The 13,984-nt window shown below is 35.4% G+C and carries 15 protein-coding genes; 4 read left to right on the top strand and 11 right to left on the bottom strand.

What is annotated here, in order from left to right; translation table 11 throughout:
• Positions 1-172 precede the first annotated feature (172 nt).
• The 11 genes from DOK78_RS07425 to DOK78_RS07375 form a co-directional block, all read right to left on the bottom strand.
• On the bottom strand, positions 173-943 hold the full coding sequence (locus DOK78_RS07425; RefSeq protein WP_207940958.1) for an ABC transporter permease: 771 nt from the start codon (positions 941-943) through the stop codon (positions 173-175).
• A complete protein-coding gene (locus DOK78_RS07420) occupies positions 936-1,871 on the bottom strand; it encodes an ABC transporter ATP-binding protein (protein WP_207940959.1) in 936 nt (311 codons plus the stop codon). The genes DOK78_RS07425 and DOK78_RS07420 overlap by 8 nt, the downstream gene beginning before the upstream one ends.
• 113 nt (positions 1,872-1,984) lie before the next feature.
• Positions 1,985-2,428: an Lrp/AsnC family transcriptional regulator gene (locus tag DOK78_RS07415; protein WP_207940960.1), complete on the bottom strand. Its 444-nt coding sequence runs from the start codon at positions 2,426-2,428 to the stop codon at positions 1,985-1,987.
• A gap of 96 nt (positions 2,429-2,524) precedes the next feature.
• Entirely contained in the window at positions 2,525-3,682 is a 1,158-nt protein-coding gene (locus DOK78_RS07410) for an MFS transporter (RefSeq protein WP_207940961.1), read from the bottom strand.
• A 12-nt stretch (positions 3,683-3,694) separates the two neighbouring features.
• Positions 3,695-4,444, bottom strand: coding sequence for an amino acid ABC transporter ATP-binding protein (locus DOK78_RS07405; protein WP_207940962.1), 750 nt, complete (start codon positions 4,442-4,444; stop codon positions 3,695-3,697).
• A gap of 20 nt (positions 4,445-4,464) precedes the next feature.
• Positions 4,465-5,436: an NAD(P)-dependent oxidoreductase gene (locus DOK78_RS07400; RefSeq protein WP_207940963.1), complete on the bottom strand. Its 972-nt coding sequence runs from the start codon at positions 5,434-5,436 to the stop codon at positions 4,465-4,467.
• An 11-nt stretch (positions 5,437-5,447) separates the two neighbouring features.
• Complete coding sequence (locus DOK78_RS07395) at positions 5,448-6,674, bottom strand: PLP-dependent aminotransferase family protein (RefSeq protein ID WP_207940964.1); 1,227 nt, start codon at positions 6,672-6,674, stop codon at positions 5,448-5,450.
• Positions 6,675-6,686: 12 nt separating this feature from the next.
• Positions 6,687-7,439, bottom strand: a complete 753-nt coding sequence (locus tag DOK78_RS07390) for an amino acid ABC transporter ATP-binding protein (RefSeq protein ID WP_207940965.1) — start codon at positions 7,437-7,439, stop codon at positions 6,687-6,689.
• Positions 7,436-8,146: an amino acid ABC transporter permease gene (locus DOK78_RS07385; RefSeq protein ID WP_207940966.1), complete on the bottom strand. Its 711-nt coding sequence runs from the start codon at positions 8,144-8,146 to the stop codon at positions 7,436-7,438. The genes DOK78_RS07390 and DOK78_RS07385 overlap by 4 nt, the downstream gene beginning before the upstream one ends.
• A 14-nt stretch (positions 8,147-8,160) precedes the next feature.
• Positions 8,161-8,967 (bottom strand): transporter substrate-binding domain-containing protein, encoded by an 807-nt coding sequence (locus tag DOK78_RS07380; RefSeq protein WP_207940967.1) that lies wholly within the window; start codon positions 8,965-8,967, stop codon positions 8,161-8,163.
• Positions 8,968-8,980: 13 nt separating this feature from the next.
• Positions 8,981-9,730, bottom strand: coding sequence for an amino acid ABC transporter permease (locus tag DOK78_RS07375; protein WP_207940968.1), 750 nt, complete (start codon positions 9,728-9,730; stop codon positions 8,981-8,983).
• A gap of 386 nt (positions 9,731-10,116) precedes the next feature.
• On the opposite strand from DOK78_RS07375, the gene DOK78_RS07370 reads away from it, so the two are divergent.
• The 4 genes from DOK78_RS07370 (at position 10,117) to DOK78_RS07355 (ending at position 13,863) form a co-directional block, all read left to right on the top strand.
• Positions 10,117-11,253 carry a GGDEF domain-containing protein gene (locus tag DOK78_RS07370; protein ID WP_207940969.1) on the top strand — a complete coding sequence of 379 codons (1,137 nt, stop codon included), beginning with the start codon at positions 10,117-10,119 and terminating at the stop codon, positions 11,251-11,253.
• A gap of 181 nt (positions 11,254-11,434) precedes the next feature.
• Entirely contained in the window at positions 11,435-12,349 is a 915-nt protein-coding gene (locus DOK78_RS07365; protein WP_207940970.1) for a helix-turn-helix transcriptional regulator, read from the top strand.
• A gap of 72 nt (positions 12,350-12,421) precedes the next feature.
• Entirely contained in the window at positions 12,422-12,766 is a 345-nt protein-coding gene (locus tag DOK78_RS07360) for a nuclear transport factor 2 family protein (RefSeq protein ID WP_207940971.1), read from the top strand.
• A gap of 5 nt (positions 12,767-12,771) precedes the next feature.
• On the top strand, positions 12,772-13,863 hold the full coding sequence (locus tag DOK78_RS07355) for a DNA alkylation repair protein (RefSeq protein ID WP_207940972.1): 1,092 nt from the start codon (positions 12,772-12,774) through the stop codon (positions 13,861-13,863).
• Positions 13,864-13,984: the final 121 nt, after the last annotated feature.

The following is a 13,984-nucleotide window of genomic DNA, read 5'->3' as shown; positions in this document are numbered from 1 at the left end:
GGTCATGCCTGATCGAATCAGTAACAGTCCAAACCAAGATGGTCAATATTTGTTTAAATCTTACCACAAAAGTATTGCGCTTTCAACAATAACTTTTAATTCATTTTTTATATCATTAATTTGGCGTAATGCATCTAATTACGCCAAATTAAAATAAACAACATTTAATTCATTAACTTCTTAATCCACGTCCACGCTCAATTAAATACCAACAAGCGCCATACAAAACAATAATGAACAACACTAAAATAGTCATCGAAAAAACTAACGGGACATCGATTGTTCCTAAAAATCCGTAACGGAATCCAGAAATCATATAAACAATCGGGTTGATTTTAGAAATTGTTTGCCAAATTGGTGGTAACATAGAAATGGCATAAAATACGCCACCTAGATAAGTCAATGGTTGCAACACAAAGGTTGGTACAATCGAAACATCATCAAAGGATTTCGCAAAAATCCCATTCAATAGGCCTGCTAATGAGAATAAGGTTCCTGTCATTAAAAGAGTCACCACAACAATTCCCCATGAGTAAACATGCAACGGTACAAAAAATAAAGAAATTAATGTCACTAATGCGCCCACCAAAACACTTCTTCCTAAGCCACCGATCACAAATCCCCAGATAATGACATGTGTTGGTACCGGCGCAACCAATAACTCTTCAATATTTTTTTGAAACTTCTGTGAGAAAAATGAAGAAGCAACATTAGAATAAGAACTGGTAATCACAGACATCATGATTAATCCCGGTACAATAAATTCCATATAAGTAAATCCTGCCATATCACCAATTCGTCCACCAATTAAATTGCCAAAAATAACAAAATAAAGAGATGTTGTTATAACTGGTGGTACTAACGTTTGTATCCAAATTCGCATATAGCGATGTGTCTCCTTAACTGCGAGACTTTTTAAAGCTGTAAAATAAAGACTAAACATGTTTCTCCCCCATTTGTTGATTTTCTTCAGTAATTTTTAGGAATAATTCTTCCAAACGATTGGATTTATTGCGCATCGATAAGACTTTAATTCCTTGGCTGGTTAATTGTTCAAATAACTCATTGATTCCTTGATTACGTTCAACTTCTACTGCAAGTGTTGTATCATCTTCAAATGAACTATTATAGCCGACAATCTCTGGGGCTTTGTCGAATGGTGCTAAATCAAATAAAAATGTTTCAAACTGTAATTTTGATAACAAAGATTTCATGCTTGTATTTTCAATTAAACGTCCGGATTGAATAATGCCGATGTTTCGACATAACATCTCTGCTTCTTCTAGATAATGCGTCGTCAAAATAATAGTCGTGCCTTTTTCATTTAATTCTCTTAAAAAACGCCACATTTCACGACGTAATTCAATATCGACACCTGCAGTTGGTTCATCTAAAATCAATAATTTCGGTTCGTGCATCATTGCCCGAGCAATCATCAAACGACGTTTCATCCCTCCTGACAACATTCCAGCACGTTCATTGCGCTTTTCCCACAAATCAGATTGTTTCAAATATTTTTCACTACGTTTAAACGCTTCTTTACGTGGCACACCATAATATCCTGCTTGGTTCACAACAATTTGTTGGACTGTTTCAAAGGGATTAAAATTAAACTCTTGTGGTACTAAACCAATTTGTTGTTTCGCACGAACTAACGCTGTATCTAAATCATAATCAAAGATTTTCACTTGACCAGATGTTTTATTGACAAGTGAGGTGATAATACCAATTGTAGTTGATTTCCCAGCGCCATTGGGTCCTAAGAGTGCATAGAAGTCTCCTTCTTCAACGGTTAAATCAATTCCTCGTAACGCTTCCACACCAGATGCGTATACTTTTTTTAATGCTTTAATTTCTAATGCATAACTCATTCAATCATTTTCTCCTTTAGGTATAATTTGCCTTACTATCATAACATGTTTTATTTCTAACATTAAAATGATTGATTTCTAAAAAAACTACTTACTGAAATTTCAGCAAGTAGTTATTCATCCGTATCAAATTTTACACCTCGTGGACCGATGTTGGTCGAAAAAACGATGTTAGTTTTTGTATCACCAAATGTTTGTAATTCATTAATAAATTCATCTAATTCAATCGTGTTTTGAAAAAAAACTTTCATTAACATTGAAAAATCACCCGTGATACAGTCACATTCCACTACGTTGGGAATCTCTTCAATGTACTGATAAAACTCATATTTGATTTTTGCATTCACGGCGCATTGAATATACGCTTTAATCGAAAAGTTTAATTTCTGATAGTCAACAATCGTCTGATAAGATTTAATAACCCCTTGATTTTCAAGGTTTTGTAATCTTGTTGAAACAGATGGAGAAGAAATAAAACACTCTTCGGCAATTTGTTTTACCGTGACACGCGCATTTTTTTGTAAAATATTAAGTATTTTGACGTCTAGCATATCCATAGTGATCCCCTCCAATTTCTATCGTTACTCTATTTTAACGATAGAAAGAGTTCGATGCAACAGTTGTTTATTAATCATGTTATATTTTATAACATATTATATTCGATTTCGCCAAAATAAATAGACAATGCCAGCTAAAATGCCACATAGTGTACATGAAAGATACATAGTTGAAAACCCAACAAAAGTTGCTACCACACCCCAAATCATTGCGCCACCACCATAAGCTACATCTAAAGACAATAAAAAAATAGCAGTGGCTTTGCCTCGCTGTTGCTCAGAAACACTTTGTAAGACAATCGTATTCATTATCGGCATCAAATTTGCATAGCCGATTCCATATAAAATTGCTGACAGCAACAATTCCACTAAACCATTCGAAAATGCCACCAGAGCAAACGCTATCGTTACAAACGAAATACTACCCATGATTAAAAACTGTTGATTTATTTTTTCTAGTAATACTGGAAAACAAAGCCTCACTAGAACTGTCACAATAGACATTACTGTAAAGTAATAGCCCGCACCAGAAATGTGACGTTCTATGGCGAATTGTGCGATAAACGCAACTACTCCAGATTGTGCTAAAAAAATCAAAAACATAATGATGCTTGGAATAACAACTTCAGGCTTTTTCAATAGCCCAACATCCAACTCATTTTTTTTCTTAGCAGTAACCATTAGACTTTCACTGACAAATAAACTTAAAAAGAATGCTAGTGCAGTTAAAACTAACGCAATTCGAAAGAGTGCATCAAATCCATAATTTTCAACGACTGTCAACCCAATCAGCGGTCCAATCGCACTAGGTACGGATTGAGCAATACTAAAATAACCCAGTCCTCGTGCCAATATCTCTTTAGGAATTAAATCAGCGGTCATGGTTGCTGAAGCAGTCGCTTGGATACTATTTCCAACACCTTGCACTAAGCGTAATAAGAACAATGAAAGTAAGGTTTGTAAAAAATTCAAAAGTGTAAAATCAATCAGTAGAATAAATAAACCTGTGATTAGCAGGATGCGCCGACCATATTTATCAAGGAGAAAGCCAATCGGAAAACGGACAAACAAGGCGGAAATTCCTAAAATCCCGACGACTCCTCCTGACACAGCGCTTGACCCTCCTAATTCAGATACAAATAACGGTAACGTTCCCATCTGAGTGGTGATAGCGGTCATTGCTAACATGGTAATCAGCATTAACAAAATAAAATCTTTGGTCCATAATCGGACTTTTTCTTGAGAATATTCCATCGCTAATCTCCTTTAGGCTGTTTTAAAGTTAATTTGCGATAAAAATTTCTTCGTTCGCTCTTCTTTTGAATGTTGAAAAACTTCTTCAGGCGTTCCTGCTTCAACAACTACACCATCTGCCATAAAAATGACCTTATCTGCTACTTCATAAGCGAATTGCATTTCATGCGTCACAATAATCATCGTTTGACCCGTCTCAGCCAACTGACGCATAACCTTTAAGACATCACCTACTAATTCTGGATCCAAAGCAGAAGTTGGTTCATCAAATAATAATAATTCTGGACTCAACGCCATTGCTCGTGCAATTCCTACCCGTTGTTGTTGCCCTCCAGATAACTGAATAGGGTACATACCAGCTTTATCCACCAAACCAACTTTTTCAAGCATGGTTAATGCTATTTTTTGCGCTTCTTTTTTTGAATAATGTCGAGGAGTCACTAGTCCTTCCATCACATTTTGTAAAACTGTCATGTGTTGAAATAATTCATACGATTGAAAAACCATTGCCGTTTTCAACGCAATTTCGCGACGTTGCTTGCTTCCAATTCGATGTAATAAATAACTTTCAGATCCTAAAACATAACTTCCTGCATCTGGACGTTCTAATAAATTTAAGCAACGCAAGAAGGTTGTCTTTCCAGAACCACTTGGACCAATAATACAAATGACTTCTCCATGGTGAATAGTCATACTCACATCTTTTAAAATTTCGTTTTTGCCAAATTGTTTTTTCAATCCTTGAATTTGTGCTTGAACCATCGTAATCCCTACTTTCTATTTTAAACTGAAATTTTATTCATAGACTCTCCTTTCACTAGAATTTCTTTGGCATTGTTCAACGCCGTTTCGGTAATTTCTTTCACTGCTAACTCTGTATGAAAAGCCACATGGGGCGTTAAAAAGACATTTGGATACTGAATTAATTTTTTATAAAAGGGATTTTTCGTCCAATCGTCATTGAAATATTGTTCTTCATTTTCAATTGCATCTAAAGCAACTCCCCCAGCTTGTCCTGAAGCCAGCCAATCAATCATAGCGTTTGTATCAATGATTTTGCCACGTGCAGTATTAACTAAGCAGGCATTGGGTTTCATCATCGCAAATACATCATCTGAAAATTGATACAATGAACGTTCATTCAAAGGAATATGAATCGATAAAACATCTGACTGTTTGACTAATTCTTCAAAAGAAACATAGTTAACAATACCTTTAAGACGAGGATTCGGACGTGAACTAGATGCTAAAACATTGCCACCTAAGGCATAAATGCCTTCAGCTACGACGCAACCAATTCGTCCCGTACCTAATACGCCAACTGTTACGTCTTGTAATTCTCGACCAATAAGATTTTTTCGTTTTGATCGTTCAGTCATATGAAGGGGAACATTTCGCAATAATAGCATGATGGACATAATCGCAAAGTGACCGACCGATGTGGGACTGTAGCCTGGAACATTCGTGATTGTTAAATTGTATTTATCTGCCCATTCGAAATTTACACTATCCACTCCCGTAGACTTAATGGACAATTGACGAATGCCATAATCACTCAACCGTTTATAGATGGTTTCGCTTTGTCGCATTTCGACACTTGGATAAAGACAAATACCATCGTAGCCTTTAACCAACTCAATGTTTTCACTAGAAATTCCTTCTGAAACCATCTGAACAGGAATCTGATTAACGAACGACCATTTTTGAATAAATGATCGTTCCTCTTCACTTACGTTAAAAAAAATTAATTTCATCGTCTTCCTCCTCAGCTTGCGCGATAGACTTCTTTTACAGCTGCTTTTTCGATAGCAGTGCCGAGTCGTGCAATTCCTATTTCAATTTCTTCAATTGTCGGTTTGGTAAAGTTTAATCGAATATAATGCTCATAGCCTTTGCCATTGACACTCATGATATTTCCGGGAATCACCACGACTTTGTCCTCTTCTAAAAATTGATAAAAGTTCTCCATGTCAATTGAGTTATCAAGTTTACAACAGATAAAGTACCCACCCGTTGGTTTGATATAACTAATTTTATCTTGCGCTAAAGAATCTAGCCCCGCCATCATCGTCGTTAATTTTTCTTTATATAAAGCTTTTAAGAAATCAACATGTTCTTCAAAATTATGGTGTTGCATAAATTCTGCAAGCATCACTTGCCAATAAAAATTGCTGTGTGAATCAGATACTTGTTTGGCTAAAATCATTTTTTCCAATAATTCATCCGGAGCCATCACAAAACCTAAGCGCGTACTAGGTGCCAATATTTTAGAAAATGAACCTGCATAAATCACTCTACCATCCGTATCCATTTCCTTGATTTTAGGAATAGGATCTCCTTCATATAACAAATCACCATAAGGATCATCTTCAAAAATAACCACATCATATTTTTTTGAAAGTTGATAAATCGCTTTACGTTTCTCTAAGGGAATTGAGGTACCTAAAGGATTTTGAAAGGTCGGAATCAAATAAAGCATTTTAATACGATGATTGCTATCCATTCGTAATAGTTCTTCTAAAGCTTCTAAATCAACCGATTCTTCTTCGATATTCATCGGAACCTCTTTAGGAATCGCACCATAACCTTTAATTGCGTTCACCGCTCCAGAAAAAGTCATTTCTTCGCATAAGACAATATCACCTTCATTACATAATACCTTTACCGCCACATCCATCGCTTGCGTAGAACCAGATACAACCATGATTTCTTCATCGTTTTTAAGTGCATTGATTGTTTCCAAACGTTCTTTAATTAATTTTCGCAAAAGAGGATACCCTTCTGTTGCGCCATATTGTAAAAGTATTTGTGGATCTACTTCCGTATAAATTTTTTGGGAAATTTCTTGCAACGTCGCCATAGGAAAGGCTTCTGTTGGCGGAAAACCATACGCAAAAGAAATAACTTCTGACTCTTCCATATTTTTCTTCGCATTTTCTCTTAAAGGGGATGTCTGCATCCCTAACATTCGATTCGCAAAACGATAATTCATCTATTTTTCCTCCTACCCGGCTAATTGACTTGTAAAACGAGCGAGAAAATCTTTGGTTCGCTCTTCTTTCGTTTGTTCAAATATTTCTTTTGGTGTACCTTGTTCAACAATGTGACCATTTTCCATAAAAATAACTTTATCGGCCACATCATAAGCAAATTGCATTTCATGTGTGACCAATACCATGGTTGCGCCTGTTTTGGCAATCTCTTGCATTAAATGCAGTGTCTGACCAACTAACTCGGGATCCAAAGCCGAGGTTGGTTCATCAAATAAGATAATTTCCGGATTTAAAGCCAATGCTCGTGCAATGCCTATACGCTGCTGTTGTCCGCCTGACATTTGACTTGGATAGAAATCCGCACGATCGCTAAGACCCACTTGTTCTAAAAGTTGTAAGGCTATTTTATTTGCTTCCTCAGGTGTTTGCTTTTGTGCCAACATGAGTGGCAAAGCAATATTATCTTTAGCTGTCTTGTTCAAAAACAACGCATAATTTTGAAAAACCATGGCTGTTTTACGTTGGTGTTGTAGAATTTCTTTTTTGGTGGCTGTTTCAATATTGGTCTCCACGCCACCTAATGTCAGTTTTCCTTGATCGGCATGCTCTAAAAAATTTAAACATCGTAAGAAAGTCGTTTTTCCTGAACCACTTGGTCCTAATAACACAACTACTTCTCCTTTATTAATCTCCATATCGATGCCTTTTAAGACTTCATTTGCACCAAAACGTTTATGAATATTTCGTACTTTCATCGTAATCATGTCGTTGACCTCCTCAATCTACGTGTCATTCGTTCTTCTAAGAATCCTGCTCCTTTTTCGATGAGGAAACTCAATGCCCAATAAATAATCGCTACAGCAATGTATGCTTCTAAAAAACGGTAATTTTGTTGCGCAGTAATTTTAGCTGCCGCAAAAACATCTACGACACTCACCATTGAACCCAATGCTGAAGCTTTAATCAAATTGATTAATAAATTGCTAAACATTGGCAAAGAAACAGGAATTGCTTGGGGTAACAGCACACGTTGTATCGTTTGAAAAGGTGATAAACCAATTGAATGTGCCGCATCCAACTGTCCTTTTTTAATCGAAGCAAATGCGCCACGAAAGATTTCACTACTATTGATTGTTGATAAAAGACTTAAAGCGACAATCGCAATCCAAATCATCTGAAAGTTCTTAAAGCGCAAGGACCAGCCCATTGATTCGGCCCACACATCAAATTGTTTTGAAGCAATCAAATAGATACTTAAAATAATCAGTACAATCGGAACGCCTTTCAAAAGAGTGATGATTGTTTGTAAAATAGGCGATATCACTTTCACCTTGTACAATCGAATTAACGCAATTCCCAATCCTAAGATCATGCCAATCATTAACGAGATGATTGCCATAAATAATGTTGTTCCAATATATTGACTTGCTACTTGTAATGAATGAATCATCGTGCTCAAATCAAAACTCATAATCCTCACCTCGTTTATTTAGGAACGTAATCTCCTTTTAAGTATTGTTCAGAAAGTTTTTTCACAGTTCCATCATCAATCAATTCCTGTAATCCTGTATTTACAGCTTCGATTAATTTTTCGTCAGTCTTTTTATTAAACAATAGAAAAGCATTCGAATTATGCACTGGTTCATTTCCTCTTTCTAAAGAAGTATTAAAAGAATTGTTCCAATTATCTAATTGGTATTGTGGGCTCAATGTCGCATCCACCACACCTGAAGTTAACGCTTGGACAATTTGTTCGTTATTGTATTCACCATAAACCAATTCAAATGCATCTGGGTGTTCTGATAAATAATTTTCTGCCATTACTGCTTGGTTTGTTGCTGTTGTTACATAAATTTTCTTACCTGCTAAATCATCAAATGTGTTATATGTTGAACCATTTGCTGGATCAAAAATAATATATGTGTCCCATACAGAGTAACCTACGTCTCCGTAGATAAATTTTTCTTGTCTTTCGTCGTTAATTTCATATTCATAAGCAGCAATATCGACTTTTTTACTCTCTAAATTAGATAATGTTGTCGAAAAATCAGCACCTTCCAATACAAAGGTATAATCAGGTAATTTTTCATCAATTGCTTTTAAGATAGCTACATCATAACCATCTAATTCGCCATTTTCATTTAAGTATGCAAAAGGCAGTGCATCATTCCCTGTACCAATTTTAATTTCGGTTCCTTTTTCCTCAGTTGCTGCTGAATTATTTCCACATGCTCCTAATACAAATAGTGCTGCTGTTATGACTCCGCTAGTGACCCATCTTGACTTTTTCATCCTAGTTCCTCCCTTAAATCAATTCCGTTTTTTTTCGTTTAAATAAAAATAATTTCGGTAGTTGTATCTTCATCGCTCGTTTTTGCTCAAAACTCATATTCCGTTCTAATAAAGCAAAGATGCGTTCTAGAACCATACTTAATACGATGAAAATAATAGCGGCTCCAACGTATCCTTCTAATGTATGGAAAGTAACGGCTCCAATGGCTCGTGCTTTTCCGACCACATCGATTACACCAATGGTAAATGCGAGTGAAGTATCTTGTAATAAGGCAATCGTTGTCGTGCCAAATGCCGGCAATGCGACTCGAACGACTTGAGGAAAAATAACTCGTGTATACATTTGGTATTTTGTCAATCCACAAGCAATACTTGCCTCTTTTTGTGTCGCTGGTACGCTTAAAATCGCGGCTCGAATTGTCTCGGATTGAAATGCTGCGGTGTTTAATCCATACGTAATGTAAATAAAAATAATTTTATTCCATGAACTCACATCAATTTGAATGAGCTGCAATAACATTGGTACACCGTAATAAACAACATACAACTGAACCAGAATCGGCGTGCCTCGAATAAACGAAACAAAGATTGCCCCTATTTGACTAAGAACTGGAATGTTTTCAATACGTAAAAACGCAATCACACCTCCAAAAAACAATCCTACTATTGTCGCAATTCCCACAATCATGAGCGTGACTGGTAGTGCACTAAGAATATTGGGGAAATATTCGACTACCAAGTTCCAACTAAAAAAGCTCGTCATGTTTTTTTCCTCCTTTTGTCCAGTTTTTTCTGAATATTCTGAACATATCCATACAATACAGAGCAATGAAAGAAATAACAATAGCTCCTCGGCTTTTCCTTTAACCATTTCGAAAATGAGGTGTTTTACAAAATAATCTAAAAAATAAAGCGGATTCACATTTATTTTATAAGTTCACTCAAAATAAAAATAAACGAATACTTGACTGACTTTAATAAAATAAGCCCTCAATTATTCGTTTATTTAACTAAAAATTATGTAAAAATATATTAAACATCCGTCATTAACAGATACTTGGTTTTAAAGAAAAAAAGCATGCTATACTGAAACATAGCGTTTTTTTTATTCCATCTAAAATAGATTCTTAATAGAAAGGTAGACGAACAATGTCTGAGAAATTGCATACGAACTTTATTAATGAGATTGAACATGAATATCAAAAAATTGATAATCAATGGCTAACACTTCATTATCGAACAACAATTGGTGTGGTTTGTCTTGGATTAATTGTTGAGCTTTTATTATCTATACTCTTTTACAAAGTAGAGCAAAGTCAAATCGTACTCACAGTATCCCAATATTACATAAAATATGTACTCAATCCATTTCTACTAAATATTCTTTTTTTAATCCTAAGTGTCTGTACGATGAGAACTCGTCATTTAAGTTCCATTTCACGAGTCTATCTGCTATCGATTTCTTTAATCGGCGTGTGCATGGTCTTTTATTCTGTACATTATATCTACTCAATATCAATTATCTTTTTTGCACCTATTTTATTTACAGCTTTTTACGGAAAATATTCTTTGACAACAAATGTAGCGATTATTACTATCGGTTGCAAGTTAATCTCAGATTATTTTATTTACTACGATGGTAACAAGCCGTCTCCTTTTGAGTCTGGTATTTCTATGATGAATATGATTATCTCTACACTACTGCTAATCTTTTTTTATGGTATCAGCATGGTGATTATTTATTTTCAAAAAAAGAAAAATATGGCAGTCATTCAAAAAGAATATGAACGGCAAACAATGCAAGAACAATTATTAACTGATCCTCTGACACATATCAATAATCGTCTCGCTTTATTAAATGTATTTCAAGAGATGAATCAGTCCATCGAGAACAGTCACTATTATTTGGCGATGATGGATCTCGATTTTTTTAAAAAGGTGAATGATTCTCTGGGACATGCCAAAGGAGATGAATGCTTACAAGAGATTGGTAAAATTCTCAAAAAACATAGTAGTAAATCAATCACGCCTTTTCGCTTTGGTGGTGATGAATTTTGTATTTTATTTGAAGAAATAAGTCTTGAAGAAGTTCTTCAAATATGTAACACATTACGACAACAAATTAACGAAACAATTATCAAAAATTTTGACTTACACTTAACCATTAGTATTGGTATCGCAAAATATACAACCGATATGTTTGCAGAAGACTTGTTACAAAATGCTGATACTGCACTATATCAAGCCAAAAGTCAACGAAACCATATCATGTTGTATGCTGAATAAAGGTAACTCTTTTTAAACTTAACAAAAACTTGCAAAGCTGTTTGCAAGTTTTTTTGCTGGAAATACTATCTTTAACCATCTCTTCTGTGACACTAGTCAACACATTCAGAGATAAAATTTGCAAGCTGCTTTCTTCTATATTAATGTCTAGTTATCTATAAAAATATCTGAGGTGTGATTCATGCAAATCAATCGACTATTTCAAATTATCTATCTACTGTTAAATAAAAAAACAATCACCGCAAAAGAATTGGCGACTTATTTTGAAGTATCGCTTCGAACCATCTACCGTGATATTGAGCTACTTGCCACTGCGGGCATTCCTATCTATACAAAGCAAGGAAAAGGTGGTGGAATTTCTTTAGTAGATACTTATGTATTAAATAAATCATTACTTTCCGAACAAGAACAAAATGAAATCTTGTTTGCTTTACAGAGTTTAGCTATCACACAAAGTTCTGAAACAGATAACGTTCTTTCAAAAGTGAGCACTCTCTTTAATAAACGTCATACAAATTGGATTGAAGTCGATGTATCTTCTTGGGGAAGTAGTATCGATAGCAAAAATGATTTCACTATGATAAAACATGCGATTTTAGATGGTCGTGTGCTTCAACTAACTTATTTTAATAATTCAGGTGAGAAAAGTATTCGAAAAATCGAACCTTTAAAACTCGTTTTCAAAGTAAATGCTTGGTACCTTCAAGCATTTTGTCGTATTAAAAACGATAATCGAACCTTCAAGCTCTCACGTATGTCAGATATTAGCGTAACAGAGGAAACATTTTTACCTACTGTCCCCTCCTCACTGAATACCAAAACTTCCGTTGACCAAAAATGGATGCCAGCACAGTTACGGATTTCTCCTGAAGGTAGATACCGTGTGTTTGATGAATTCAAAGAACATGAAATCACCCAAAATACTGATCAATCATTCACTATTCACACTTATTTACCAGAATCTGATTGGACAATTCAACATCTGCTTTCTTTTGGTCATACACTTGAAGTTATTTCTCCTAAAAAGTTGCGTAGACAAATGCAAACTAAGTTAACACAAATGATTAAAATTTATAAAAATTCCACGATAACTTGACACTCAGTTGTCAAGTTATCGTTAGTATAATACTCGTTGGATAGCCAAAATAACAATCTAGGAGGAATATTCATGACTTTACAATTACCCCCAATAATTATGACCTATTTTCAAGCAGCCAATACGTTTGACAATCATTTATTGTTTACTTGTTTTACAGAAGATGCGCTTCTTTATGATGAAAAGAAGATATTTTATGGACCTAGTGAAATAGAAAAACATATGATTGAGGCAAGTAACAAATTAGCTGTTCAGGCAAAGATTTTGCATTTTGTAGAACACGACGAACAAATCATTGTTACGGCTACGATAACTGGGAATTTCGCGGGTAGCCCTCTTAATTTAGATTACCATTTTTCTTTAGAACAAGAAAAAATCAGTAAATTGACAATTGTCCCATCAACTAGCGAGGAGTGACAGCTATGGCTGACAGATTAAAAGATATTTATTCAACAAATTTTTTAATAGGTTTTGGAAATAAAGTAACACGTGTGTATCCTGGCTTTAAAAGCGCTGAATTTCTTACTGCGGTATTAGATGATACATGGGAAGATCTATCAGTACGCGCACGTTCGAAACAGATTGCCACACAATTGGGATGTTTTCTCCCAGCCAATTACGAAACGGCGTTAGAAATTCTCTTTCAACTTACAGATACCTGTAGTGGTTTTGCTTATCTATTCTTTCCAGATTTTGTCACGATTTATGGACAAGAAGAAGCTGATTGGGAACTTTCGATGCTAGCTCTTGAAACATTTACGACCGCTTCAACTTCAGAATTTGCGATTCGACCGTTTTTATTACGCGACTCAAAACGAACAATGGACCAACTGATGAGTTGGGCAACTCATCCAAATGAACATATTCGTCGATTAGCAAGTGAGGGTTGTCGCCCGCGATTACCTTGGGCAGAAGCCTTACCTCTGTTCAAAGATAACCCAGAACCTGTGCTTGCACTTTTAGAATTGCTGAAAGCTGATCCTTCACTATATGTTCGTAAAAGTGTAGCTAACAATCTCAATGACATTTCAAAAGACCATCCGGCTACTGTCCTTCAAGTCGCAGCTGACTGGTTAGGTTCTAATGAACAGACAAATTGGATTATCCGTCGTGCGTGCCGAACGATGATAAAAGAAGCACATCCTGTAGCCATGCAATTATTTGGCTATGCAGTAGATGAAACGGCAATCAGTGATGCAAAAATTGCACCTACATCAAAAATACTAACCATTGGTGAAAACTGTGACATTCACTACACCGTAACTATTTGTCCAGAACAAACAACGCAACTCCGTCTTGAATATGGCATTGATTTTATCAAAGCTAATGGAAAAACGAGTCGGAAAAAATTTCTTTTATCCGATAAAACGCTTGTTGGAAAAACCATTTTGGCAGGAACTCGCACGCATAAATGGGCAAATTTAACCACTCGCCGCCACTACCCTGGTAAGCATGCGATTGTTTTGTTAGTAAATGGAATTGAAGTTGCCTGGACGGAAATAGAGTTACACTAAGTTTGTCTACTACAATTATTCAGTCATTGACACTCTCAAAGTTTATATGATAGAATACCCGTGAGATTGTTACCGCTTTAATTCTTGTGGGCTATACTCTAATTTATTTCAATATATTGAA

Source organism: Enterococcus sp. DIV2402 (assembly GCF_017426705.2).
GTDB classification, from domain to species: Bacteria; Bacillota; Bacilli; order Lactobacillales; family Enterococcaceae; genus Enterococcus_F; species Enterococcus_F lowellii.
The sequence above is the reverse complement of the archived record's forward strand: the minus strand, read 5'-3'. Positions and strand labels throughout refer to the sequence as shown.